We start from the raw sequence: 26025 nt of genomic DNA on the forward strand, positions 1-26025 counted from the left end.
CTATAGGTAAAAAAACTTCCGAAGAAAAAAAGAGAGATTTATATTACACAAATATAAACAACTGGGATTTGGCAGATAGCGTTACTCTATAGAAAAATTTTACATCGAAACCATAAAACATTTCTTAAACTTAAAATAAGGAAAAATTTATAGCAAAATCCTATAGACCTATCTAACCTTAAATTTTTAGATTATTGTTAATTCAAAAATTATAGCGAGTTCATCGCAAGTTTTTTAAATAGAAAGCATCTTAATACATAGTCCTTTTAATTAAAAAAGGATTTTCAATCAATGTTATTATATGAAATCCAACCAATTCAAAGCACTTGTTTTAAGCTCATTTTTTATCGTTTTAACTTCTTGTAGTGAAGATACTAATTCCGATTTAACCACTAGCGACGCGGTAACAATATCTGTAGAAAGTAGTAATTTTATAACAGAAGGATTAGCAACACCCATAATCATTGAAAGCAGAACATTATCTGATGGTTCTACAGCAGATTGTTATAAAATAGTAGTTACGGGTACACCTACAGATCATGAAATGGGACCTTGGTGTCCGAGTAATATTTCTGATGATGCTACTGCAGGTGGAATTTGGCTTGAAAACGGAGAAGTTTATGATGTAGATGGCGCTTTTGTTCAGAATTTAGCTACTTTTTACAATGATGATACTTGGATGTTATATAACGCTACCACAGGAGAAATTACAAAAACAAGCACAGAAACAGAATGTGAAGAAGCTGCAAACCCAAATGTTGGCGCAGAATATAAAAATTATTGCGTAGAGTGTTTACCTTCTTATGTAGAAGACCTAACGCACACTTATTATATACCTGTTACTCCTAAAATAGCAGACACTCCTTATGTATTTTCTACCGGACCTGATGGAGGCCCAGGAACAGCTATAAGTACCGTACCTTCTAATAGAGGCTTGGCATTTAATGGTGTTGTTTTTGATGCTCCGGCACCAACAGATAATATTTTAAGTGCCTATACTTTAGCTCCTTTTGATGATGCTGGCGGACATATTAATTTAGCTGCTGGTTATCATTATCATGCTGCAACCGGTCTTTCTACAAAAATAACACAAACAGATAATCATGCAGCTATGATTGGCTATGCTTTAGATGGATATGGTATCTTTGAAAACACGGATGAAAACGGAAATGAAGTTACAGACTTAGATGATTCTAGAGGACATTATGATGACACTAGAGGATATCATTATCATGTAGACAAAGCTGGTAATAATAATTTTATCAATGGTTTAAGAGGGGAATATGCACTATAAAAAAATGATTAAAAACTTTTCTATATTAATGATATTTCTGTTAATGAGCAATACTTTATTTGCACATCAACCAGATTTATCTAATATCGTAATTTCTAAAACCGATAATGGGCAAGTTATTTTACAAGTAAATAGTTCCTTAACTGCTTTTCAGCAGGAAGTCAACTTTGTAAATGGCGAAGGTTTTTATAAATCTCCAGAAGAATTTAGAAACTTAGTTATCAAACATTTTAACAGTCGTTTTTCTATGATTATTAACAAGAAGGACACCATCCAATTTAAGAATCCAAAGGTGTTTTTAGGTCATGAAACAAAACTAGTTGTAGAAATTATCGGTCTTCCAGAAACCATAAATTCCATTCAATTAAAAAATACCTTATTTAAAGATATTTATCATAGTCAATCTATAGTGATCTTTTTATTAGAACAATTTCCAACACAAAAATTCTCTTTAGATGTTGATAATAAATATCAAATAAATTTAGCGTTTAAAAAAGGTAATTGGGAAAATATCTTAGAAGAAAAAATGACTTCTAATTTTAAATATGTGGGCTATTTTACAATTTTATTAGTAATTTTAGCAGTATTTCTAGTTCTTAAAAGAAAAAAAACTGTAAAATAAAAAATATAATAACACTTACTATAAAAGATAAAATCATTACTAATATGAAAAAGTATAATTTAAAACTCTTAACACTTATTCTATTTCTTGTGGGACTTTATGCTTGTAAAAGTAATAGTGAAAGTAAGAAGAATATTACTCAAGACAAAGTAACCATAGCTGTGAATAGTAATTATTTCTTACCTGGTGGATTGGCAGAACCTATTACAATAGTAACAAGAACATTGTCTGACGGTTCTACCGCAGATTGTTATAAAATTATAGCAACAAGTACACCTACAGATCACACAATGGGACCTTGGTGTCCTACAAATATTTCTGATGATGCAAGCGCTGGTGGAATTTGGATGCAAGATGGAGAAATCTATGATGTAGATGGAGAGTTTGTAAAAAACTTAGCCACTTTTTATAAAGATGATACCTGGATGCTTTACAATAGCGAAACAGGAGAAATTACAAAAACAACTACTAAGGAAGAATGTGAAGAAGCTGCAAACCCAAATGTAGGAGAAGAATATAAAAACTATTGTGTAGAGTGTTTGCCTTCTTATGTTTCAGATGTAACTCATACCTATTACATTCCTGTTACTCCTAAAAAAGCAGCGACTCCTTATACTTTTTCTAGAGGTGGTAGAGGCGCTGGTGGTCCTCCTCCAGGAGGAAAAAGACCAGAAGGAAGTGAAAGACCTCCAAGACCAGAAAGACGTCCTGAAAATAGTTCTACAATGCCTTCTAGTAGAGGATTGGCTTTTAATAGTGTTGTTTTTGATGCTCCTGCCCCAACTGATAACATTTTAAGTGCTTATACTTTAGCTCCGTTTGATGATGCAGGCGGACATATTAATTTAGCGGCCGGATATCATTACCATGCTGCAACAGGTGTTTCTAAAAAAATTATACAAGCAGATAATCATGCCCCAATGATTGGCTATGCTTTTGACGGATACGGAATCTTTGCAAACACAGATGTTAACGGAAAAGAAGCTACGGACTTAGATGAATCCAGAGGTCATTATGATGAAACAAGAGGCTATCATTACCATGTAGATAAAGCAGGTAATAATAATTTTATCAATGGTTTACGAGGAGAATATGCTTTATAAAAATCTGATATAAAATATTTTATTCTTAATACTAAATTTTCAACAAGCCCAAGCCAACAACTTGGGCTTGTTTATTTTTAAAACAGACCTCCCTCCTATTATTCTAATAAGTCTTCTTAATAATTACAAAAAGGTCTTTTTGATTTCTACTTTTTCACTCAAAAAAGTTAATTTAGCTTTTAGGCGATTCATTTGTTATATCAAGAATAATTTTCGGTTTTAAAAGCGGATTTAATATTGATAAAACAGAATTTCTTAATTACAAATTGAAAAAGGAAATGAAAATACTACATACTGCCGATTGGCATTTAGGACATAGATTACACGAACAATCTCAGTTTGAAGAACAATCATTATTTTTAAGTTGGATTGAAACCTATATCATAGACCAAAAGATTGATGTGCTTTTAATTTCTGGTGATGTTTTTGACACTGGTTCTCCATCTAACCAAAGTTTAGAAATGTATTACAGTTTTTTAGTAAAACTAAACGGAACCACTTGTAAATCGATTATTATTACTGGCGGAAATCATGATTCTCCAGGGACTTTAAATGCACCAAAACATATCTTAGGTGCTTTGTCTATAAAAGTTGTTGGTAAAGCAACCGAAGACATTAAAGATGAAGTTTTCGAAATTGAAATAAACAACGAAAAAGTAATTATTGCTTCGGTTCCTTATTTGCGTGATGGTGATATTAGACGTGCAGTTGCAGGTGAAACTTTTGATGAATTAACAGATAAATATAAAACAGCATTAATTAACCATTATGTCTCTGCTGCAGACCAATGCAAACTTATAAACACCAACAATGCGCCTGTAATTGCCATGGGACATTTGTTTGCAACAGGCGGAACCATTTCTGATAGTGAACAGAATATTTATGTAGGAACTTTAGGACATATTGGTGCAGAAGATTTTCCTACCTATTTTGATTATATAGCCTTAGGGCATTTACACAGACCACAAATAATTGGCGGAAATGACAAAGTCCGTTATTCTGGATCTCCAAATATTTTAAGTTTTAGCGAAATTAATTATGACAAAAAAGTAATTATTTTATCGGTAGAAAACAATAAGATTACTGAAATAAAAGATGATGTAATTCCTAATTTTAGAGAGTTTTACAAACTCACAGGTAGTTTAGAAGAATGCATGTCTAAATTTTCTAGTTTGACTTCTAATTCTTATAAATTAACGCCTTGGGTAGAGATTGCTTTAAAGGAAGATCATACAGTTAACACAGACGATTTAAAGTCTGAAGCAGCACAATATCCATTCGAAATATTAAAAATAGGATTGAAAAATCAGCGGAAAGTTAAAGGTATTGAAGAGTTATTGGAGAACACAAAATCAATTAAAGAGTTATTACCCACAGAAGTTTTTAAATTAAAATGTGAAGAAATGGACTATGATTTAGAAAAAAGACCTGAAGTTTGGGATGCTTTTAATGAAATATTACAATCCGTTAAAAACCAATAAGGCAGCTTCTCTATGAAAATTTTAAAGATAGAATTACAAAACATAAATTCCTTAAAATCGGATACTCCTATTGTTATAGATTTTGAAAACGAACAATTTAGAGATGTCGGTTTGTATGCAATTACAGGATCTACAGGTGCAGGAAAAACTACTATTTTAGATGCTATTACCATTGCTTTGTATCATAACGTTCCTAGATTTAGCGGATCAAAAGGTACTTTGTTAGATGTTGTAAGTCATGGTGCACATGATGCTTTTAGTAGAATTACTTTTAAAAATAACAACCTTATTTACGAAGCAAGTTGGAGTATTCGTTTAGATTCTAGTACAGGAAAAAAGCTTTTAAATCCACAAGAAAAAGTAAGTTTAAAAAACTTGTCATCAGGTAAAATTTTAGCAGATCAGAAAAGAAATTTACTTGTTGAAGTTATTAAGGTTACACAATTAAATTACAATCAGTTTTTACGATCTGTAATGTTGGCGCAAGGTGAATTTGCTTCTTTTTTAACTGCCAAAGGACCAGAAAAAGGACGTTTATTAGAACAGATTACGGGCGAGCAGATTTATAAAAAAATTGGTCAAGGTATTTTAGATCGGAAATCTGAAGAAGAAAAAAAACTAAGAGAAATTGAAGCCAAAATTAATGCGGATGATATTTTAAATGAGGACGCTAAGGCGAATTTAATTACTGAAGATAAGAGGCTTGATGCTGATATTAAACTTACTGAAACAGCGATAAAATCTTCTCAAAAAGTTGTGGATTGGTATGTTAGCTTTCTAAAATTAACAAAAGAAGGGGAAGAACATGAAGAGAAATCTAAAAGTGTTCAGTCTTTTGTTGAGAAACACAAACTAGCATTAGATCAATTGGCTTTACATGAAAAAGCATTGCCTTTTAAAGAGTTGATAACAGATTTGAATAAAACAGCTAAAGAAACTGTTTTAAAAGAAAATCAACTTAAAGAAATTGAAAAAACACTAACAGAATTAAAACCTCAAATACTTCTTTTAGAAAAACAAACCAAAGCAGACACTAAAAATGTAGAAGTCGCAGAAAAAGATTTTGCGGAATGGTTGCCAAAGTTTGATACCATTACAAATTTAGACGCTGCTTTAAAAAACGAACTTACTGTAAAAGAAAAAGCTTCTGAGAGCCTAGCTAAACTTGAGTTAGAAATCAAAAAAGCATCCGAAGACAAGAGTAAATTAGTCAACAGTTTTAATGAGACTACAAATCAAATTAAAACAAAAGAAAGTTTTATAAAACAAAACGATTTTTTAAGATCTGTTGCCTTAGAAATAACCGATTGGAGATCTGATTTATCAACTTTAAAAACGCACAAAGAAGCCATTGTTAAAAGCAATTTATTAGTTGATCATAAGAAAAAAGAGATTACTAAAACTACTGAAAACTTAAAAGAAAACAAGAGTTCTCTTCAAGAAAAATCAGGTGCTATAAAAGTTATTGAAGAAAAAATTGCAGCACTAAACAAAGAGTTAGAGAAAAATACATTAAGTGATTTATTAGCGTTAAAAGAAAAATACAATCAGTCTGAAAATAACTGGAAACAGTTTAAAGTTTTTGCGGAACAACATCAAAAAATAGCAAAAAATAAAACTGATTTAGAAACGGATGAGAAAAAATACGTAACCGATTTAAAAGAAATTACTTATAAAATAATAGCTCTGCAAAAAGTCCTTGAAAATCAGGATAAATTAGTTATTGATGCTACTAAAATATTAGATTTAGAGCGAAGTGTTGCCAAATATAAAGAGGATAGAAATCGCCTTATAAAAGGAGAACCTTGTAGTTTATGTGGTTCAAAAGAACATCCATACACAGAGCATTTACCAACAATAAACGTATCGGAATCTGAAATAGAATTAATCAAAAGAAAGGAAGATTTAAAAAAGTTAAACGAAGAAAAATCACTTTTTAATACTAAAAAAACAACAATACAAACTCGTATAGAAAATTTTCAAGAACAGATTAAAGGAAAATCAACCGAATTATCTTCAATAAATTCTAAAGTAAATGAGTTATCAATTGTTTGTGAATTAACTGATTTTGCAAAAGTTGAAATTGAATTACTTTCCCTTAAAAATAAGTTAGCTGAAATTAACACTAGTTTAAAAAACGCTCAACAATTACAGATAGATAAAGACCTATTGTCTAAAGAGATTCAAAAACAGCAAGAAGCAATCAATCAATTAAAAACAACAATTGCAACATTAGAAGAAAAAAATAAAAATGCAAAAGAAGTAATTCTTCAAGAAGAAAAATCAATTCTAGAATTAAATGCAAATTGTACAATATTAGAGAATAGCTTAACAATAAAACTCTCTAAATATAAATATCAACTTCCTATTCTTTCGGAAATCAATCTATTTTTAAAAGAAATAGATGAAAATATTGCACTTTTTAACAAAGCTGAAAGAATTTTAGACGCATTAAAATCTGAAAGTAAGATTCTAAACACAAAAATAGAAAACCTTAAAGATCTGTTAGAAAATCATGCTAAAAACAAAGTGTTTTTTGCTGAAACAATTAAAGATGCAACAACAAAACAGCAGAAATTAACAACAGAAAGAATTGCTATTTTACCAATTGATATTTCGGTAGAAAGCAAAAGAAATCAGCTACAAAAAGCAAAAAGCACCTTTGTAGAAAAAGCAAAATTGAGTAATGAATCCTTACAAAACTTACTCAATACTAAAACAAAACAAGAAACTTTACAGGTAAATATTACAACTGATTTAAAATGTTTATCAATTAAAAAATCTGACTTTATTAAAATACTCAATGCTAAATTAAAAGACAGTGAATTTACATCAAAAGAAAACATTGAAACAGCATTACTAACCGAAGAAATCGCGAATGAGTATAAAAAGAATAAAGAACGCATTAAGGAAAATCAACTTAAAATAAAGACCTTAAAAGAAGAACATGCTAAGGATCTAAAGTTATTACAAGAAACCAAAAATTTTGAAACTTCTGAATCTGAAAGCAAACAAATTTTAGTCGATTTAAAGACTAAAAAAGATTCGTTGTTAACTGCTAAAGGTAAAATTGTAGAAGCTTTTAGAAAAGACAAAGAAATAAAAGATAGAAACCAAGAAACGTATAAAAAGATAGATGCTCAAGATAAAATTTGTAAAGTTTGGAAAGAACTTTTTAAAATTATAGGAAACTCTAAAGATGCATTTAACGTCTATGTACAGCGTTTAACGTTAAAACATTTATTAGATCTTGCCAATGTGCATTTGTATCAATTAAATAAGCGTTATTCTTTAAAAATGGAAGATTCTTACAAGCCAAAAGAAGAGCTTAATTTTAATTTGATAGATCATTATCAAACAGATCAAGGAAGATTGGTAGATACTTCTAGTGGTGGAGAAAAGTTTATTATTAGTTTGGCCTTGGCCTTAGGATTGTCTGATTTAGCCAGCAAAAATGTAAAAATAGATTCTCTTTTTATTGATGAAGGATTCGGAACTTTAGATAGCAATACCTTAGAAACCGTAATTTCTACTTTAGAAACCTTGCAATCTCAAGGAAAAATGATTGGAATTATATCTCACGTAGAAAACTTAAAAGAACGTATTCCTACTCAGATTCAAATTAGAAAGAAAAGTAACGGAGTTAGTAAAGTTGAAATAATATAGTTAAGCTTCTTTACTTGTAAAACTTTCTAATAATACAAAAGTATTCTAATTATGTAAAAAAGCTCACGTATATACGTGAGCTTTTATATATATTCAATAAAATTTATCCTCTCGAAGAAATAAAACAGAACTTTTTTATAATCTGTTTAATAAATCAGATTTCTTATTTTCAAATTCTTCAACAGAAAGAATTCCTTTGTCTTTTAAACCTGCTAATTTTTCAATTTTTACAAAAATATCTTCTTCAAAAGCACTATTGTTATTTACAGCTTCTATTGGAGCATTAACTGGTGCAACAATGTTTTCTACAACATTTTTTTGAGCTTCGTTATTCTGAATCGGTTGTGATTTCTGTACGCCATCACTACCAGAAACAATTGGCAAAGAACCTAAATTTACATTACCATATTGACTTGTAAAGGTTACAGAATAATTACCTCCTTGTTGTTGTCCAACACCACCAATATTATTATCTAAAGTATCAAATACGGTTACTTTTCCATTCTCTTGAATTGCCAAACGGTGAATGTCATTAAAAATAGCATAACTAGTTCCGTTTTGACTACCTGTAGAATTCGGAAATCCTAAATCTCCCCACCAGTTAGCAGAAAAACCACCTTGCCCATTTTCTGTCTTAGGTAAAGGTTTGTATTGGATAGCTCCTTGGTGAATTAAATTAGATAAATCTACACAAAGACCATCTACTAAATATTTAAGATTATTATTAAACATATCTCCAACCATTGTCATACCTCCTTGCATCCACTGGCCTCCTCCGCCTAACTCAGGAATATTGAATTGTGCCATAGAGCCATTGCTACTCATAAGTCTTTGCGTTAAATCTGTAACGGCATTAGTACTTACTCCGTATTTGTTGGCTACGTTTATCATGTTCTGAAAACTAGCATCTGTGAATATTGCATTCATAATTTTTTGTGTATTTCTTTATTTAATTAAAAATAACTGTAAAACAATTTTATTACAAAGGTAGTCTATAGCAATATCAATAGACGTTTTTTAATGTGAATTCTTCGTGATTTAAAAACACTATTTACATGAAAACAAATACATTAGCTCTTTGTTTTATGTTTGTTATAATGACAAAAAAGTATTGTTAAAAACAACAATTTACCAATATTAACCTTAATTTTTGATAAAATAACATACAAATTAAATTATAGTAATAAATCTAGCTTGTTAAAAAAATAAAAATAAAATTACAAATTTTAAACTTTTTTACTCTAGCTTAAATTTGATTACTTATTTCCTTCTTTTAATCACCCAAAAAGCAATAATAATTTTAATTACAAAGGGAGGTTGATTGCAAATAGAGGTAAAAAAATCTTATAAATTAAGATTGCATTGGAATTTCTGGAAGTTTATTTTTAAAACTTGGTGCGTTGTCTCTATAAGAAACTAATTTCTTTTTAGAAACAAGCACGATTAAATCTTCACTTAACGTAAATAAACAGGCTGTTCTAAAAGTTTCTAAGAGTAATTTTTCTAATTCAACAGTAAGTGTCTCAAAAGAAAATTGTTTAAATTCATTCTCTTCTGCAAAACGGTATTTTAATTCAAAAATATCTTTACCATCCACCTTAAATAAACGGGCATAGACATTTAATAAACCTTCACTTTTTCGCATGGGTTTACTTAAAGTCAGTTTTACAAACTCATCTCTTGTTAAACTTTCTTGTAATGTTTCAAAAAAAACTTTAAAATCGCTCATGCTGCAAAAATATAAATAAGAAATTGTTAATTGTAGAATTACTTGCTAAAACATAGTGCTAACATTTTATATAATTCTGGATGTTTTCTCTGAAACAACTTTGGTCTTTCAAAAAAATATTCTCCAGCAACTGCTAGAAATTCAATTTCAGACGTTCCTCCATAACTTCTAATATCAGAAGCATTATTATTAATCGCTTCCATTTCTTTATGCACTAATTGCAACCAAGGTATAATATACTGCTTGTTTAACAAAACTGACGGAATACCATCCACAACACCATCTGCCTTGTCTAAAAGATGAATAAATTCATGTATGGCTGTATTGCCTTTATCTGTTTTATTGCTAAAACCAAGATGTAATGCTTTTCTAGATAAAATCATTTGCTTCTCGAATCTTCCCGTACCAACCAAACCACCAATAGTTCTCCCTTCTACTTGAGAATCAAACTGTAAATCATCATCAAAGTAATCAGGATAAATTAATACCGTAGATAAGTTCGTATACTTCCAATTTGGAAATCTAAAAACCGGAATTACAGCACTCGCAGCAATTAACAAAGTATCTAATTCTTCTAACTCAAAATGAACTGCTTCAATATTTGTTTCCTTTAAAAAGGAAACCATTTTAGCGCGAAACAATTCTTGTTCATCATCATTTAATTTTTTATAAAATAGAATATGTTTTAATAATAATGGATGCCAATGTTCTGGAACAACAAGTTTTTCTAAAGAAACTGTATTCTTTTTTCGCTTAGACTGTATGCTTACAAAAAAAACGATAAGAAGTATCGCAATGGCAATTATATATAACATTATATTTTTTTAAAGAATGGAAAACTACGAAAATTTAAAAGGTTTAGAACTTATTTTTTTGCTACTTTATTTTTCTGATTTTATTTTAATAGTAACTAAAATTCATAAAAAAAGCCCAAGTTTAAAACTTGAGCTTTTAATTTTATATAAATTCATCCTTTATCAGAATGAAAAAGATAATTATCCTTTAAAGTTAATCTTACGCATACGTAAGCTTTCTGGAGTTACTTCTAAGTACTCATCTGCTTTAATGTATTCCATGTTTTCTTCTAAAGAGAAATCAATTTTCGGTGCAATTTTCATAGCATCATCTGTACCAGATTTACGCATGTTTGTTAATTGCTTTCCTTTAATTAAGTTCACAGCCATTTCATCAGATTTACTATTCTCTCCAATTACTTGACCAACATAGATTTCTTGATTTACATCGATAAAGAAAACTCCTCTATCTTGTAAACGGTTTAATGCATATGCAGTTGCTTTACCAGCAGCAGAAGAAACAATTGCTCCTTTAACTTCTTCAGTAAAGTCTCCTTTATAAGGACCATATTCACTAAATCTGTGGTTAATAATTGCAGTACCACCAGTTGCAGTTAAAATTTTGTTTCTTAAACCAATTAATCCTCTAGAAGGAATAGAAAATTCTAAGTGTTGTAAATCTCCTTTTGGTTCCATCACTAACATATCTCCTTTTCTAAGAGATACTAAGTTAATTGCTTTAGAAGCCATTTCTTCTGGTACATCGATAGACAATGTTTCCATTGGCTCATGTTTCTTACCATCAATTTCTTTAAGAATTACTTGTGGTCTTCCCACTTGTAATTCATATCCTTCTCTACGCATTGTTTCAATCAATACAGATAAGTGTAAAACTCCACGTCCAAAAACGTTAAATTTATCTTCACTATCAGTTGTTTCAACTTTTAATGCAAGGTTTTTTTCTAATTCTTTAAATAAACGATCTCTTAAGTGACGAGATGTTACATATTTACCTTCTTTACCAAAGAAAGGAGAATTGTTAATTGTAAACAACATACTCATTGTAGGTTGGTCAATCTCTGTTCTTGGTAATGCTTCTGGGTTTTCTAAATCTGCAATTGTATCACCAATTTCAAATCCTTCAATACCAGTAATTGCACAGATATCTCCACAAGGTACTTTTTCTACTTGAATTTTACCCATTCCCTCGAAAATGTGTAATTCTTTAATTCTTACTTTTTTAGTAGAACCATCAGCTTTACATAAACTATATTCTTTACCAACTTCTAAGTCACCTCTAAAAACACGTCCAATAGCAATTCTTCCTGTAAATTTAGAAAAATCTAAAGAAGTAATTTGCATTTGTGGCGTACCTTCATTGTACTTAGTTGCAGGAATAGATTCTAATACAGCATCTAATAAAGGAACGATATCTTCAGTCTGGTTTTTCCAATCTGTACTCATCCAGTTGTTCTTTGCAGAACCATAAATTGTAGTAAAGTCTAATTGCTCTTCTGTAGCTTCTAAAGCAAACATTAAGTCAAAAACTTTTTCATGAACGATATCAGGAGTACAGTTTTCTTTATCTACTTTGTTAACAACTACAATAGGAGTTAATCCTAATTCTAAGGCTTTACCTAATACAAAACGAGTTTGTGGCATTGGTCCTTCAAATGCATCCACTAATAATAAAACACCATCAGCCATTTTTAATACACGCTCTACTTCTCCACCAAAATCGGCGTGACCAGGAGTATCAATTACGTTAATTTTTGTGTCTTTGTAGTGCACAGAAACGTTTTTAGAAAGAATTGTAATTCCTCTTTCACGTTCTAAGTCATTATTATCTAACAATAAATCTGTACGTTCTTTACGATCGTCTAAGATTTTAGCTTGATCTATAATTTTATCTACTAACGTTGTCTTTCCGTGATCGACATGGGCTATAATAGCGATATTTCTAATTGGTTGCATTTATGTATTCTTAAATTTCGTGCAAAAGTAGTGTTTTTAGTTTAAAGATTTCATTCAATCTAAAAAACTTTAACTATCTAAGTGTTAAAAAGGTAAAAGACAATCCTATTTTAATATATTTTATTAGACGCAACCTCCTTTTAAATTTAATAGTTTTGCCTTAAAATGATGATTCGATAAAACTTCAATTGCTTTAGCACTTCTCACACCTGATTGACAATACACGACTAAATCTTTATTTTGATACACCTCATCTAAACGCTCTAATAACTCACCTAAAGGAATATGATGCCCTTTGATATGATATTTTTCTCTTTCCCAAATTTCTCGAACATCTAATAAATTATATTTTTCTTTATTTTTTTGAAGTTCTTCTAAAGAGATTTCTTCTTTGGATGAAATTCCACAGAAAAAATCATAATCTGTTTCTAAAGCAGTAACGTTGGTTTTACTATCCTTTTCATACTTCAATAGCATTTGATTCATTTGTAGAGAATCATAAATCAATAATTTATTGGCTAAAACGGCTCCTATTCCACAAATAATTTTAATAGTTTCATTAGCTTGTAAACTTCCTATAATTCCGGGTAAAACACCTAAAACTCCTATTTCTGAACAATTAGGAGATTCGTTCGGTTTTGGTGGTGTTGGATACAAGCATCTATACGTACCGCTTCCTTTATAATTAAACACACTCACCTGACCTTCGAATTTAAATATAGATCCATAAACCAATGGTTTGTTTGTAATTATAGCCGCATCATTTACCAAATAACGTGTCGAAAAATTATCGCTTCCGTCTACAATAATATCATAATTTGTGAATACTAAAATGGCATTTTCTTTGGTTAATTTCTCATTATAAACATCAAAATTTACAAACGGATTCAATCTTGACAATCGTTTTGCAGCAGTTTTAGACTTAGACAAACCAATATCATCCATTGTATATAAAATCTGACGTTGTAAATTACTTTGATCTACCACATCGTCATCAATAATACCAATTGTACCAACACCAGCAGCAGTTAAATATTGTAAAACAGGGCAACCTAATCCGCCAGCTCCAATAACCAAAACTTTGGCTTGCTTTAGTTTTAATTGCCCTTCCGCTCCTATTTCATTTAAAATTAAATGTCGATTGTATTGCTTTTTTTCTTCTGATGTAAGCATGATAATTATTCTTTATAATTCGTAATTTGAAAGTCGTAATTGATTACTTAAAATGTTCCCAATCTTTCCAAACTACTTCTAAATCTTGATTTTTCAACATTTGTACAACGTCCTCAGTACTTCTTTCATCAGAAATTTCAAATTGTTCTAAAGATTGGGGTTCTACCGTATAACCTCCAGGATTTGTTTTAGATTCGGCACTGATAGAAGTAATTCCTAAATTAACAATGTGATTTCTAAAAACCTCACTTTCTCTAGTGGACATTGATAATTCTATGTCTTCATCAAACAGACGAAATGCACAAATAAGTTGTACTAAATCCGAATCTGTCATTTCTACTTTTGGCTCTAATCCACCAGAATGCGGACGTAATCTTGGGAAAGAAATCGAATACTTTGTTTTCCAATACGTTTTTTGCAAATATTTTAAATGCAAAGCTGTAAAAAAACTATCGGCACGCCAATCTTCTAACCCAAATAAAGAACCCAAACCAATTTTATGAACTCCTGCTTTTCCTAAACGATCTGGAGTATCTAAACGGTAATCAAAATTAGATTTTTTGCCCTTCGGATGGTGTTTTTTATACTCGTCTCTGTGATACGTTTCTTGATACACCAAAACTGCATACAATCCGTTTTCTACCAACAACTCATATTCGTCTTGGTCTAAAGGTTGTACTTCTATGGTAATATTCGAAAATTGAGAACGAATTAATTGAATAGCATTTTTAAAATACTCAACTCCTACCGTTTTATTTGCTTCTCCTGTAACCAATAATATATGATCATATCCTTTCGCTTTTAAAAAAGCGACTTCTTTTAAAATTTCGGCATCTGTTAGCGTTCGTCTTGGTATTTTATTAGTCATACTAAAACCACAATAGGTACAAATATTCTGGCATTCGTTACTCAAATACATTGGCACATACATTTGCATCGTATTACCAAAACGCTTCTTAGTTAGCAACTGACTTTTATGCGCCATTTCTTCTAAAAATGGTTTTGCAGCAGGAGAAATTAAGGCTTTAAAATCTTCTAAATCGAGTTTATCTTTTGCCAACGCTTGTTTTACCTCAACAGTTGTTTTATCAAAAATACTTTTTAGACTGAAATCCCAATTATAAGTATCGAAAAGTTCTTTAAAATGACTCATATTTTTAATTTAAAAAACTCGTTAACGGACTGCTTGCTATCGCCATTTCACTTCTCGGAGCCAATTTTGCTTCAAACGCCATTCTACCTGCTTCTACTGCCATTTTAAAGGCTTTTGCCATCCCAATAGGATTTTGAGAAACAGCAATTGCCGTATTTACTAAAACAGCATCTGCACCTAATTCCATTGCATACGCAGCATGAGATGGCGCACCAATACCAGCATCTACAATTACAGGTACGTTAGATTGTTCTATAATAATTTCTAAAAAATCGACTGTTTTCAATCCTTTATTACTTCCAATTGGCGCTCCCAAAGGCATTACACATTGTACACCAACTTCTTCTAAACGCTTACATAAAACAGGATCTGCATGAATATAAGGCATTACTACAAAACCTAATTTAACTAATTCTTCTGCTGCTTTTAGCGTTTCTATAGGATCTGGCAATAAGTATCTTGGATCTGGATGAATTTCTAATTTTACCCAATTGGTTTCTAAAGCTTCTCTAGATAATTCGGCAGCAAAAACGGCTTCTTTTGCAGTTCTAACTCCAGATGTATTCGGTAATAAATTAATGTGCTTATGATTTAAATGTGATAAAATATCATCTTCCTCGTTTTGAACATCTACCCTTTTTAAAGCAACTGTTATCAACTCACTTTCGGAAGCTAATAAGGCTTCTTTCATTAATTTTGATGAACTAAACTTTCCTGTTCCTGTAAATAAACGTGACGTAAATTCTTTATCTGCTATTTTTAATTTTTGACTCATTTTATATGTTTTTTAGATTCGACATCAGGTTGAACGAAATTTAATCTTAGTGGATTCCCCTATCACTAATACTTAAACTCCGCTCTAGTTGACATCTCTCTTTTTCAATTTAAAATTTCTTGAAATTTAGCAATACTAGTTACATCTTTTGTGATGGCTCCAGAAATTGCAATTCCGTAAATACCTGTATTTGTAATTTTTGCAACGTCTTCTAAAACAATTCCGCCAATAGCAATAATTGGGGTTGCTGATTGTAACTCATCTAATAGATTTTGATATCCTTCGACACCTAAAACCGGACTTAAATGCTGTTTTGTTTTTGTAAACTGATAAGGGCCTAAACCAATATAATCTACTTTTTTATCTAGTAGGTTTCTGCAATCTTCTAATGTATTTGCTGTTCCTCCAATGATGTAAGACATTCCTAAAAAAACACGAACTTTTGAAGGACATTCATCTGTTTTTCCTAAATGAACTCCGTCTGCTTTTATTTCTTTGGCAACCTTGTAATGATCGTTTATAATTAACTTGGCTTTAAAGCGCGTTGTTATTTCTCTTGCTTCTTTTGCTGTTTCTAAAATAGTTTTAGCATCGCTATTTTTTAAACGTAATTGTACCCAATCTGCACCAGCAACACACGCTTTTTGTATGTTTTCTAAATGCTCTTCGGGCGTTTCACCTTGCGATATATAGTGTAATTTATGAATCATTCGTTTTGATAATTATGAGTTCCTAATAAAGATTCGTTAGAGCCTAAAAACTGTTCTGTATACAATTTTGTGTTTCTACAAGCGTCTTCTAAAGGAATCTCTTTTGATAAATTTGCCGCTAAGGCTGCAGATAAAACACAACCACTGCCATGTTTTTCAAAAATGAGTTTTGTGGTTATTGGCGCAATATTCAGTTTTACTATTTTACTGTAATAGACCTCATCCCATCCTTTTTTATCGGTTCTATGTCCGCCTTTTAGGTAGATATTTGTTTTTTCTGATATAAATTCGATCGTTTCTTCAATGTTTTTATCTGGAAACAATGCTTTTATTTCATCGTAATTTGGTGTGATAAAAGAACAATTCAGTAATACTTTTTCGAAAGTGTCTAAATCTTGAATAGTATGAAATGTAAAACCTGCACTTGCTTTTAAAATAGGATCTAAGACTATTTTTATATCCGAATTTAACTTTTTTAAGGTTTGAATCACTTCTAATAGAATTTCCCAAGATTGGATGATTCCTATTTTTACGACAGGAATTGAAAAGCGTTTAAAAAGCATTTCTATTTGCTGTAAAATAATATCTTTCTCTATCCAAACACAGTTTGTAAATTCCACATCATTTTGAACCGTAACTGCCGTACAAACGGATAACCCATATAAATCATGCGCCTCAAATGTTTTGATATCTGATGTGATTCCTGCTCCGCTTGATGGATCTAAACCTGCAATGGTTAGTATGTAGTTTTTAGTTTTCAAACTTCTTATTTTATTTTTTACTTCTTTAAATAATGGCGTTCCCTTTTAGGTCAGGCTTTCACTACTCGCTTTTTTTAGGTTTGTTCTCGATACAAATTTGTTCATTCTTCACAAATTCACTCGAACTGACACCTAAAAAAGAGCTCAAACAAACCGTTCAATCCTTAACGCAAATCAGTAACTGTTTTTTAAAATGACTTAGTGTTTCTAAATATGTTCTCGATACATTTTTATTTCGTTCTCACTTCATAAAAACACTCGAACTGACAGACAATTATTAGTATACACAACAAACAGATTCCTTCTTTCGTTCCTCAATCGGAATGACACATCATTAAACTAACGAGTAAAACTTCTCTTTTATACTTTTAAAACTTTCTACGGGGTTTTCTGCATTCCAAACACCACCTAAAACACCAACTCCTTTAAAACCTAGTTGTAAAGTTTCTTGTATGGTTTCAGAATTAATTCCGCCCATACCAACAATGGTTTTGTTGATATCATTTACATCAAAACCTTTGCCTTCGTATCCTTCTTTAGAAATCGATGAAAAAACCGGACTTAATAAATGGTAATCGAACTCGAAATAACAATCTTTTAAAACTTTTGGTTCATGAAAAGAAGAACTAATTGTTTTTCCATACATGTTTAGCGTTTTAAAATACTCACTCGGATTATCTATATAATCTATCCGTTTTTGTTCCTGAAAATGGATGCCTTTTAAATTGAATTCATTTATTAACTCATGATGATAATGCACTACAATTCTGTTATGGTATTCTTTATCTATTTGATTTAAATACGCAACGTGCTCTTCGTAGTTTTTTTCTGGTTTTCTAAAATGATAAAAACGCAAACCATGTTCGAACAACTGGTTTAGTATGTCAATTTCATTCGGAATATCTTCTTCTGGTGCAATAAGAACTATCATAGTGTTTTTAGTTTTGATTTTAAAAGATAAGATTACTTCGTCGTACCTCCTCGTAATGACGACAATTTTTAACTTCTTGTAATGACGTATCTGTTGGTTGAGTTAGGGATTGCAGTGGCATCCTTTTGCTTTTTCAGCAAAAGATATAACGGAAAGCCCGACCACGCTTTTTTTCTAAGCGTGGGAACTTCCTAATTATATTATAAATACACTTCTGATCCTTTTTCTTTAAATTCTTTCGATTTTTCTTCGAAACCTTTAGCAATTACTTCATTATCTACAATGTCGTTCTCAGCAGCAAAATCACGCACTTCTTGCGATATTTTCATAGAACAGAATTTCGGTCCGCACATAGAACAGAAATGAGCAACCTTTGCGCCATCGGCAGGTAACGTCTCATCGTGGTATTCTAAAGCACGTTCTGGATCTAGTCCTAAATTGAACTGATCGTGCCAACGGAACTCAAAACGCGCCATACTTAATGCGTTATCTCTATGCTGAGAACCAGGATGTCCTTTTGCCAAATCTGCTGCATGTGCCGCCAATTTATAGGTAACAACCCCCACACGAACGTCTTCTTTATTAGGTAAACCTAAATGTTCTTTTGGCGTTACGTAACACAACATTGCGCAACCAAACCAACCAATCATAGCGGCTCCAATTCCCGATGTAATATGATCGTACCCTGGTGCAATATCTGTTGTTAAAGGACCTAAGGTGTAAAAAGGAGCTTCATCGCAAACCTCAATTTGCTTTTCCATATTTTCTTTAATCATGTGCATTGGCACGTGACCTGGACCTTCTATAAAACACTGTACTTCGTGCTTACGAGCAATCTGAGTTAACTCGCCTAAAGTCTCTAATTCGGCAAACTGTGCTTCGTCATTGGCGTCTGCTACAGAACCCGGACGCAAACCATCTCCTAAAGAAAAAGCAACATCGTATTGTTTTAAAATTTCGCAAATATCTTCGAAATGTGTGTACAAAAAGCTTTCTTTATGATGTGCCAAACACCATTTTGCCATGATAGAACCGCCACGAGAAACAATACCTGTAACACGTTTTGCAGTCATTGGTACGTAACGTAACAACACACCTGCGTGAATGGTAAAATAATCTACACCTTGTTCTGCTTGTTCTATTAAAGTATCTTTAAAAATTTCCCACGTTAAGTCTTCTGCAACGCCGTTTACTTTTTCTAAAGCTTGGTAAATTGGCACAGTACCAATTGGTACTGGAGAATTACGAACAATCCACTCTCTGGTTTCATGAATATTTTCTCCTGTTGATAAATCCATAATATTATCTGCGCCCCAACGACACGCCCAAACTGCTTTTTCTACTTCTTCTTCTATAGAAGATGTTACAGCAGAATTACCAATGTTTGCGTTAATTTTCACCAAGAAGTTTCTACCTAAAATCATAGGTTCTGCTTCTGGATGATTGATATTTGATGGAATTACAGCACGCCCTCTTGCAACTTCGCTTCGTACAAATTCGGCCGTAATTTTATCTGGAATAGAAGCGCCAAAGTGCTCGCCTTTGTGCTGCTTTCTAATCTCTGTCATTTCATCGATTCGTTGGTTTTCTCGAATGGCAATGTATTCCATTTCTGGAGTAATCATACCTTGTTTTGCATAATGCAATTGCGTAACGTTTTGTCCTTTTTTTGCTCTTAAAGGTTTCTTTAATAAGGCAAAACGCATGTGATCTAAACTTTTATCGTTTAAACGCTCGTTGCAATATTCCGAAGAAAAGCCATCTAATTGTTCTACGTTTCTTCTGTCTAGAATCCATTGTTCACGGATTCTTTCTATCCCAGCATGAATATTAATTTCTTTGTTTGGATCTGTATAAGGCCCAGAAGTATCATAAACAGTAACAGGTTCGTTTGGCGTTTTCTTTTTCGTCATAGAATCTGTCGTATCACTCAATGCAATTTCTCGCATTGCGACTTTAATCTGTGGATGAATTTTTCCTGCTACATATACTTTTGTAGAATTAGGAAACGGATGTCTTGTAATTCCGTCTTGCTTTGGTGCGGTGTCTTTGCTCTTCATAAATTTTAGTTAGATCAATTAAATAGTTTGTTTTTTAATAGTCTAATTACTAACCTCCTTGTGTGGATTTAATAATTAAAACTTCATCACTATTTTGAAGTAACCGTAAAGACCAATCGCTTTTTTTAACTACACTGCCATTTATAGCAACAGCAATTCCGTTCGTTTTTATTTCTAAAAAACGAATTAATTCTGCTAACGCTAAAGTTTCTGAAAATTGATGATTTTCTTGGTTTACTTTTATAGTAATCATATTTTTTAAATATTTACTGTAAACCGTAGAGAGGTAGTTTTTGTATAACTAAATCTAAGCAACTTTTTCCTACGTTGGTATTAACCAAATCAGGTTCTAAGGATTTTTCTCAAACTAATTTAATAGCTACTCCTAAAGTTTACTTTACAAATGTATTGTATTATTTAAATATAAAAGAAGTTTTAAGCTTTAATTCTAAAAAAAATTATAAACCCAATATAATTAAGCCTGTTTTTTATCATTTGGCAAATCGTCTTGAAATGCAGATGGTAGAATATCTGGAATTAATTTTATTAAAAGCGGTAATAGCAAGGCACCTCCAGGAAGTAAAAACACAGCCAAAGCAGGTATTGCTTTACAAATATCTAATAACTGTATTTTAATTTTTTCCTTTTCTATAGGTGTTAAATTAGAATGTGTAGCTTTTTTAATTAAGAAAACAGCTTCTTTACTTTGCTTTAATTCTTGAGCAAGCCTTAACTTATTTCTATAAATTAATAATTTTATTTCTTCAATGCTTGTCATTATAATTTTCTTCTCTTTCTTTCTGTTTTTAATAGATTTAACTCTCTACTTGTTTGTCCGGCTACAGAGGTATTTTCTTCTGCTCTTCTTATCAAGTAAGGCATAACGTCTCTAACAGGTCCAAAAGGCAAGTATTTTGCCACATTATAACCTTGGTTGGCTAAGTTATAGCTAATATGATCACTCATACCAAATAATTGCCCAAACCATAAACGCTTATCGTTTTCTTTAATGTTATGTTTTTTTGCTAAATCCATTAATAAATAAGAACTATCTTCATTATGAGTACCTGCAAACAAAGCCATTTTAGGCTGCTCCATCATGTAATTAATAGCAGCATCATAATTAATGTCTGTAGCTTGTTTGTCTGCACATATTGGAGAAGCATAGCCTTTTTCTTCTGCTCTTTCTCGCTCTTTTTCCATATAAGCACCTCTAACAACTTTCATTCCTATATAAAAACCTTTTTCTTTTGCTTTTGCATGTAATGTTTTTAGATAATCCATTCTGTCGTGTTTATACATTTGTAATGTATTAAAAACGATGGCTTTTTCTTTATTATAAGTCTCCATTAATTCTTCTATTAATTCATCTGCAGCTTTTTGCATCCAGCTTTCTTCTGCATCAATTAATAAAGGAACATCTTTTTGAATGGCTACTTTACATACTTTATGAAAACGTGCTACCACTCTATTCCATTCTTCTTCCTCTTTTGGAGTTAGGCTTTTTTCTTCGGAAAGTTTTTGATACAATTCAAAACGACCAAACCCAGATGGTTTAAAAACCGCATACGGAATGGATTGTTTTTCTTCGCAGAAATTAATGATTTTTAATATTTTTTCTAAAGCTCCATCAAAACTAACTTCTTGATCTTGCCCTTCTACAGAATAATCTAACACACTATGCACATTTCCGTTATTGTACATATTGTCTATAATAGGCATACAATCTTCTTCTGTTACGCCTCCACAAAAATGATCGAAAACAGTAGAACGTATTAAGCCTTCTACAGGCAAATGTACCTTTAATGCAAAATTTGTTACAGCACTACCAATTCTAACCATTGGTTCGTTCTGTATCATTCTAAACAAAAAATAAGCACGTTCTAATTGAGAATCTGTTTTTAAAGAAAAGGCAATTTCTGTATTGTCAAAAATATTCATACTATAACGATTTAGTAAAACAAATATAGTATTTGAATGGCAATAATTGAATAATTTATTTTTAATTTGCACACTTAATAATTTACCTATGAAATCCATTAAAGCAGTAACATATCCTGTTCATTTTCAAGACAAAGCCTACAAAGAGCTTTCTAATTTAATCGCTACAAATAACTATTCTACGCTCTTTATTTTGGTTGATGAGAATACAATGGAACATTGTTATCCTAAATTTATACCTAATTTAGAAACAGATAAACGTATTGAGGTAATAGAAATTGAGTCTGGAGAAATCAACAAAAACCTAGAAACTTGTGTTGGAGTTTGGAATGTAATTACAGAGTTAGGTGGAGATAGAAAAAGTTTAATTATTACTTTAGGCGGTGGCGTAATTACAGATCTTGGTGGTTTTGTAGCTTCGTGTTTTAAACGCGGAATTGACTTTGTAAATATTCCTACTACCTTATTATCTATGGTTGATGCTTCGGTTGGTGGAAAAACAGGTGTTGATTTAGGCGTATTAAAAAACCAAATTGGATTGTTTGCAAATCCTGAAATGGTAATTGTAGATACTGATTATTTAACGACTGTAACAGACAGAGAAATTAAATCTGGAACAGCAGAAATACTTAAATACGGTATTACTTACGACCTTAAACTTTTTAATGAAATAAAAGATAATAAAGAATTAGTTATTAGTGATTTAATACATCGATCTATAGAGATAAAAAACGAAGTTGTTTTACAAGATCCGAAGGAACAAAGCTTACGTAAAATTTTAAATTTTGGTCATACTTTAGGTCACGCTATTGAGTCTTTTTACTTAGAATCTGAAGACAAAGAAAACCTAACACACGGAGAAGCAATTGCTATTGGAATGGTTTGCGAGTGTTTTATGTCTTCTAAATTAATAGGCTTCCCTACCGAAAAAGTAAACGAAGTAAAAGACGTTGTTTTATCTATTTATAATAAAACGAATCTTTTAAAAGAAGACTTTGCTGCTATTATGGAAATGCTAAAACACGATAAGAAAAACGTAAACGGACAAGTAAATTTTGTTTTATTAAACGATTATCAAGATTACAAAATAGACTGCAAAGTTCCTGAAGAATTGATTGTGGAAAGTATGGAGTTCTATAATTTATAATTCTTTTATCAATTAGATACTAAAATATATATTATAAAAAATCCCCTTACAAAAACTGTAAGGGGATTTTTTATGTTTTAAAATTAATTGATTAAAATTCTTTCTTTCCGAATTCACTATCAATAAATTTAGATTTATTTTTAGCTGCATTAAAGGTATAAGATAAATTTAAAGAAACCATATCTACTTCATACTTGTAGTTTGTAGTTGTATAAAAATTAACTCCTGAGGTAGTTATACGCTGTTCATTGGTATTCAATAAGCCCATATCCATATTTTGCCATTGTAAAGTAGCTGTTAATTTATCATCCATAAACATTTTTCTGAACGTTAAATTTGGAGAGTAAAAACGAGAATCTTCTCCCATTGCAGTATTTCTGTCAGACAAATAATTAAAAGTGAATTGTACAGATGCGTTTTCCCAGAAACTATACGTAGAGTTTAAGTTAAAAGAATAAATAGTTGATTTAGAATCTATATTATAACTTCTATCAATTCCATCTCTATGGTTAAAGTTTAACACGCCATCAATAGCATAATTATACACATTGGCTCCAATAGAGTTGGTCCAGTTTACATTTGGTTTTATTGTTGCACCAATCTCTAAACCAATAGCATTACTTTTCCCTACATTAGAATATACTCTATTAATTACACTATCTATAATTGCACCACTTTGCTCATAAGCTAACGTATTTACACGATTTATAACATTATCTACATGTCTAAAATACGTTGTTGCATACACAGAGTTCCCTCCTTTTAATTTTTTAGTAATTCCTAATTCTACTAAATCTATAAATTCTGGTTCTAAAGTATTATCACCTTGCTCAAAAACTTCTGAATGCTCACGTTCTGCAAAACTGTTCATTTTAAAGGTAGTTGTTCTTTCTACTCTTTTGCTATAAGCTGTTTTAATATTTGTTTTATCATTAATTTTATACTGTAAAGATGCAGAAGGAAACAACTTTACAAAATCGTAGTTATATACATTTTCTGTTACCTCACTTTGTAAAGCTTCTTTATACTCTCTATCCATAGATTCTAAACGAACTCCAGCTGCATATTCCCATTTGCTTTTTGCTCCTGTAACTTGTGCGTACCCAGAATGAATAGTTCTCTTTAAACTTACATCACTAGAAAATTCAGGTACCTGAAATCCATCTCTTTCATACACAAATTTACCCGTATGATCTAAGTCTCTAAATTGATATCCTGTTTCTAAGGTACCAAAAGAAAAAGGTTTCCACTGGTAATCTAAATTAAAACGTGCTCCGTATAAAGGATTATCATTTGTATTGTATTCTTTTTGATACACAATACTATTATCAGGGCTCCCTAAATTATCATTTTCTGTAGGACCTCCTAAAAAAGTATATTCATAAAGTATTGAAGTAGTTATTTTTGAATCATTATCAAATTTATGTGAATAATCAAAACTACCTAAAGCAAAATCTCCTTTTCTAATTCTTAAATTATGATTATAATATGAAAACGTATAATCACGCGTGTTTCCACCAATAGGAGAAATAGCATGATTGTCATAATATACAATATCTGCTAAACGTTCTTTGGTACGTTTTCCTGCAAAAAGTCCAACGGAATAAGTGTCATTTTTATTTGGTGTATAATCTATATTAAAACGACCATTATAGGTAATTTCATCAAAACTACGCTCTCCATCAGAAGGTAAAAAAGTAGTTTTATTTTCTGGAGTATTTATAATAAACATATCTCCTTCTCTTCTACCCGTTTTATCATTTCGTTGATAACTCGCACCCACAGAAATATTCCAATTGTCTGTTCTTTTATTTACGGTTGCATCTATACCATATCTCTCAGCAAGAACTTTTGTATCATATTCTTCTATTGAAGGAAATCCACCTCGAACATTAATCTGTGCAAAGGTTCCGTTGATAGCGCCTTTTTTAGTGATAATATTTAAGATTCCACCTTTTCCTTCAGGATCATATTTTGCTGAAGGCGCAGTAATTAATTCTACAGTTTCTAAAGCATTCGCTGGCAATTGCGCTAAAATAGTGCTTGCATCTCCTTGTGTTGGTTTTCCGTTGATTAAAACTGTAAAACCTTTGCTTCCTCTTACACTGATATCTCCTAAACCATCTACGGTAATAGAAGGTAGGTTTTTAACAACATCTACGGCATTTCCACCTACAGTACTTTGGTATTTCTTAGTATCAAAAACCTGTCTGTCTATTTTATGAACAACCGCACTTCTCTCAGATTTAATCACAACTTCATTCAGCTCATTTCCAGAACCTAAAATTAGTTTTATTATTCCTAAATCCTTCTTTTCTCCTTTCTTATTGATAACAATTGCATTGGATGTACTTACTTGATATCCTATAAAAGAAGTTTTTAAATAATAGCTCCCCGGTTTTACACCTGCAAAAGAAAATATTCCATCAAAATTTGTTACAACTCCAGTAACAAGTTCTTTATTACCTGATTTGTATAGCGCTACTGTAGCATATTCTAGCGGATAGTTTTCATCTGCTTCAATAACTTTTCCTCTTAATTGAGCTGTTGTTAACTGGCTTAAAATAAGAGTTAGCAATAAAAATACGGATTTTTTAAAATTCATTTAAATAGTTTTTTTTTAGTTAATAGTTTAGTAAATTATAATTTAGTGATTGGATAAATAAATTTAAAGCGTTTAATTTTTAGTAGGTAGATTTAAACTACCTAAA

General features: G+C 31.2%; 21 protein-coding genes and 1 riboswitch. Of the genes, 6 read left to right on the forward strand and 15 right to left on the reverse strand.

Features of this window, described 5'->3' with window-relative positions; all coding sequences use genetic code 11:
• Window positions 1-301: 301 nt before the first annotated feature.
• From H0I28_RS05870 to H0I28_RS05890, 5 genes are all read left to right on the forward strand, one after another.
• Entirely contained in the window at window positions 302-1294 is a 993-nt protein-coding gene (locus H0I28_RS05870) for a YHYH protein (protein WP_218760938.1), read from the forward strand.
• Between the two features lie 4 nt (window positions 1295-1298).
• Entirely contained in the window at window positions 1299-1916 is a 618-nt protein-coding gene (locus tag H0I28_RS05875) for a hypothetical protein (RefSeq protein WP_218760939.1), read from the forward strand.
• Window positions 1917-1960: 44 nt separating this feature from the next.
• Window positions 1961-3019, forward strand: coding sequence for a YHYH protein (locus tag H0I28_RS05880; protein ID WP_254712844.1), 1059 nt, complete (start codon window positions 1961-1963; stop codon window positions 3017-3019).
• A 278-nt stretch (window positions 3020-3297) separates the two neighbouring features.
• Window positions 3298-4500, forward strand: a complete 1203-nt coding sequence (locus tag H0I28_RS05885) for an exonuclease SbcCD subunit D C-terminal domain-containing protein (RefSeq protein ID WP_218760940.1) — start codon at window positions 3298-3300, stop codon at window positions 4498-4500.
• A gap of 12 nt (window positions 4501-4512) precedes the next feature.
• The gene (locus tag H0I28_RS05890) at window positions 4513-8166 is read left to right on the forward strand and encodes an AAA family ATPase (RefSeq protein WP_218760941.1); all 3654 of its coding nucleotides are present in this window, start codon (window positions 4513-4515) and stop codon (window positions 8164-8166) included.
• A 135-nt stretch (window positions 8167-8301) separates the two neighbouring features.
• On the opposite strand, the gene H0I28_RS05895 is transcribed toward H0I28_RS05890, so the two are convergent.
• From H0I28_RS05895 to H0I28_RS05960, 14 genes are all read right to left on the reverse strand, one after another.
• On the reverse strand, window positions 8302-9093 hold the full coding sequence (locus tag H0I28_RS05895; RefSeq protein ID WP_218760942.1) for an SHOCT domain-containing protein: 792 nt from the start codon (window positions 9091-9093) through the stop codon (window positions 8302-8304).
• Window positions 9094-9517: 424 nt separating this feature from the next.
• Entirely contained in the window at window positions 9518-9895 is a 378-nt protein-coding gene (locus H0I28_RS05900) for a hypothetical protein (RefSeq protein ID WP_218753441.1), read from the reverse strand.
• A gap of 38 nt (window positions 9896-9933) precedes the next feature.
• Entirely contained in the window at window positions 9934-10710 is a 777-nt protein-coding gene (locus H0I28_RS05905; protein WP_218730630.1) for a zinc-dependent peptidase, read from the reverse strand.
• Between the two features lie 180 nt (window positions 10711-10890).
• Entirely contained in the window at window positions 10891-12663 is a 1773-nt protein-coding gene (gene typA / locus H0I28_RS05910; RefSeq protein ID WP_218730631.1) for a translational GTPase TypA, read from the reverse strand.
• A 123-nt stretch (window positions 12664-12786) separates the two neighbouring features.
• Window positions 12787-13836, reverse strand: coding sequence for a molybdopterin-synthase adenylyltransferase MoeB (moeB, locus tag H0I28_RS05915; protein ID WP_368384467.1), 1050 nt, complete (start codon window positions 13834-13836; stop codon window positions 12787-12789).
• 43 nt (window positions 13837-13879) lie between these two features.
• A complete protein-coding gene (gene thiH, locus H0I28_RS05920; protein WP_218753447.1) occupies window positions 13880-14989 on the reverse strand; it encodes a 2-iminoacetate synthase ThiH in 1110 nt (369 codons plus the stop codon).
• A gap of 4 nt (window positions 14990-14993) precedes the next feature.
• Window positions 14994-15764 (reverse strand): thiazole synthase, encoded by a 771-nt coding sequence (locus tag H0I28_RS05925; protein ID WP_218760943.1) that lies wholly within the window; start codon window positions 15762-15764, stop codon window positions 14994-14996.
• A 104-nt stretch (window positions 15765-15868) separates the two neighbouring features.
• A complete protein-coding gene (thiE, locus tag H0I28_RS05930; RefSeq protein ID WP_218760945.1) occupies window positions 15869-16474 on the reverse strand; it encodes a thiamine phosphate synthase in 606 nt (201 codons plus the stop codon).
• The gene (locus H0I28_RS05935; RefSeq protein ID WP_218760947.1) at window positions 16471-17235 is read right to left on the reverse strand and encodes a hydroxymethylpyrimidine/phosphomethylpyrimidine kinase; all 765 of its coding nucleotides are present in this window, start codon (window positions 17233-17235) and stop codon (window positions 16471-16473) included. Before H0I28_RS05935 ends, thiE begins: the two co-directional genes overlap by 4 nt.
• Window positions 17236-17569: 334 nt before the next feature.
• The gene (locus H0I28_RS05940) at window positions 17570-18166 is read right to left on the reverse strand and encodes a thiamine phosphate synthase (RefSeq protein ID WP_218760949.1); all 597 of its coding nucleotides are present in this window, start codon (window positions 18164-18166) and stop codon (window positions 17570-17572) included.
• 200 nt (window positions 18167-18366) lie between these two features.
• The gene (thiC, locus tag H0I28_RS05945; protein ID WP_218760951.1) at window positions 18367-20226 is read right to left on the reverse strand and encodes a phosphomethylpyrimidine synthase ThiC; all 1860 of its coding nucleotides are present in this window, start codon (window positions 20224-20226) and stop codon (window positions 18367-18369) included.
• Window positions 20227-20275: 49 nt separating this feature from the next.
• The gene (gene thiS / locus H0I28_RS05950) at window positions 20276-20479 is read right to left on the reverse strand and encodes a sulfur carrier protein ThiS (protein ID WP_100945111.1); all 204 of its coding nucleotides are present in this window, start codon (window positions 20477-20479) and stop codon (window positions 20276-20278) included.
• A gap of 49 nt (window positions 20480-20528) precedes the next feature.
• Window positions 20529-20623, reverse strand: a riboswitch (TPP riboswitch).
• A gap of 78 nt (window positions 20624-20701) precedes the next feature.
• Window positions 20702-21004, reverse strand: coding sequence for an LETM1 domain-containing protein (locus H0I28_RS05955; protein ID WP_218760953.1), 303 nt, complete (start codon window positions 21002-21004; stop codon window positions 20702-20704).
• The gene (locus H0I28_RS05960) at window positions 21004-22167 is read right to left on the reverse strand and encodes a proline dehydrogenase family protein (RefSeq protein WP_218760954.1); all 1164 of its coding nucleotides are present in this window, start codon (window positions 22165-22167) and stop codon (window positions 21004-21006) included. Before H0I28_RS05960 ends, H0I28_RS05955 begins: the two co-directional genes overlap by 1 nt.
• 88 nt (window positions 22168-22255) lie before the next feature.
• On the opposite strand from H0I28_RS05960, the gene aroB reads away from it, so the two are divergent.
• Complete coding sequence (gene aroB, locus H0I28_RS05965) at window positions 22256-23314, forward strand: 3-dehydroquinate synthase (RefSeq protein WP_218760955.1); 1059 nt, start codon at window positions 22256-22258, stop codon at window positions 23312-23314.
• A gap of 91 nt (window positions 23315-23405) precedes the next feature.
• Here the strand turns inward: aroB and H0I28_RS05970 are convergent, their stop codons facing one another.
• Entirely contained in the window at window positions 23406-25919 is a 2514-nt protein-coding gene (locus tag H0I28_RS05970; protein ID WP_218760956.1) for an outer membrane beta-barrel protein, read from the reverse strand.
• Window positions 25920-26025 lie beyond the last annotated feature (106 nt).

It is taken from the genome of Polaribacter sp. AHE13PA, assembly GCF_019278505.1.
Classification (GTDB): Bacteria; Bacteroidota; Bacteroidia; order Flavobacteriales; family Flavobacteriaceae; genus Polaribacter.

Excerpts from the sequence above, each read along its gene's own strand:
- H0I28_RS05870 (WP_218760938.1), top strand. The coding sequence starts at position 302 with ATGAAATCCAACCAATTCAAAGCACTTGTTTTAAGCTCATTTTTTATC.
- H0I28_RS05885 (WP_218760940.1), top strand. The coding sequence starts at position 3,298 with ATGAAAATACTACATACTGCCGATTGGCATTTAGGACATAGATTACAC.
- aroB (WP_218760955.1), top strand. The coding sequence starts at position 22,256 with ATGAAATCCATTAAAGCAGTAACATATCCTGTTCATTTTCAAGACAAA.
- thiH (WP_218753447.1), bottom strand. The coding sequence starts at position 14,989 with ATGAGTCATTTTAAAGAACTTTTCGATACTTATAATTGGGATTTCAGT.
- thiC (WP_218760951.1), bottom strand. The coding sequence starts at position 20,226 with ATGAAGAGCAAAGACACCGCACCAAAGCAAGACGGAATTACAAGACAT.
- H0I28_RS05940 (WP_218760949.1), bottom strand. The coding sequence starts at position 18,166 with ATGATAGTTCTTATTGCACCAGAAGAAGATATTCCGAATGAAATTGAC.
- H0I28_RS05970 (WP_218760956.1), bottom strand. The coding sequence starts at position 25,919 with ATGAATTTTAAAAAATCCGTATTTTTATTGCTAACTCTTATTTTAAGC.
- thiS (WP_100945111.1), bottom strand. The coding sequence starts at position 20,479 with ATGATTACTATAAAAGTAAACCAAGAAAATCATCAATTTTCAGAAACT.
- H0I28_RS05880 (WP_254712844.1), top strand. The coding sequence starts at position 1,961 with ATGAAAAAGTATAATTTAAAACTCTTAACACTTATTCTATTTCTTGTG.
- H0I28_RS05895 (WP_218760942.1), bottom strand. The coding sequence starts at position 9,093 with ATGAATGCAATATTCACAGATGCTAGTTTTCAGAACATGATAAACGTA.
- H0I28_RS05955 (WP_218760953.1), bottom strand. The coding sequence starts at position 21,004 with ATGACAAGCATTGAAGAAATAAAATTATTAATTTATAGAAATAAGTTA.
- typA (WP_218730631.1), bottom strand. The coding sequence starts at position 12,663 with ATGCAACCAATTAGAAATATCGCTATTATAGCCCATGTCGATCACGGA.
- H0I28_RS05900 (WP_218753441.1), bottom strand. The coding sequence starts at position 9,895 with ATGAGCGATTTTAAAGTTTTTTTTGAAACATTACAAGAAAGTTTAACA.
- H0I28_RS05925 (WP_218760943.1), bottom strand. The coding sequence starts at position 15,764 with ATGAGTCAAAAATTAAAAATAGCAGATAAAGAATTTACGTCACGTTTA.
- H0I28_RS05875 (WP_218760939.1), top strand. The coding sequence starts at position 1,299 with ATGATTAAAAACTTTTCTATATTAATGATATTTCTGTTAATGAGCAAT.
- H0I28_RS05890 (WP_218760941.1), top strand. The coding sequence starts at position 4,513 with ATGAAAATTTTAAAGATAGAATTACAAAACATAAATTCCTTAAAATCG.
- H0I28_RS05905 (WP_218730630.1), bottom strand. The coding sequence starts at position 10,710 with ATGTTATATATAATTGCCATTGCGATACTTCTTATCGTTTTTTTTGTA.
- moeB (WP_368384467.1), bottom strand. The coding sequence starts at position 13,836 with ATGCTTACATCAGAAGAAAAAAAGCAATACAATCGACATTTAATTTTA.
- thiE (WP_218760945.1), bottom strand. The coding sequence starts at position 16,474 with ATGATTCATAAATTACACTATATATCGCAAGGTGAAACGCCCGAAGAG.
- H0I28_RS05960 (WP_218760954.1), bottom strand. The coding sequence starts at position 22,167 with ATGAATATTTTTGACAATACAGAAATTGCCTTTTCTTTAAAAACAGAT.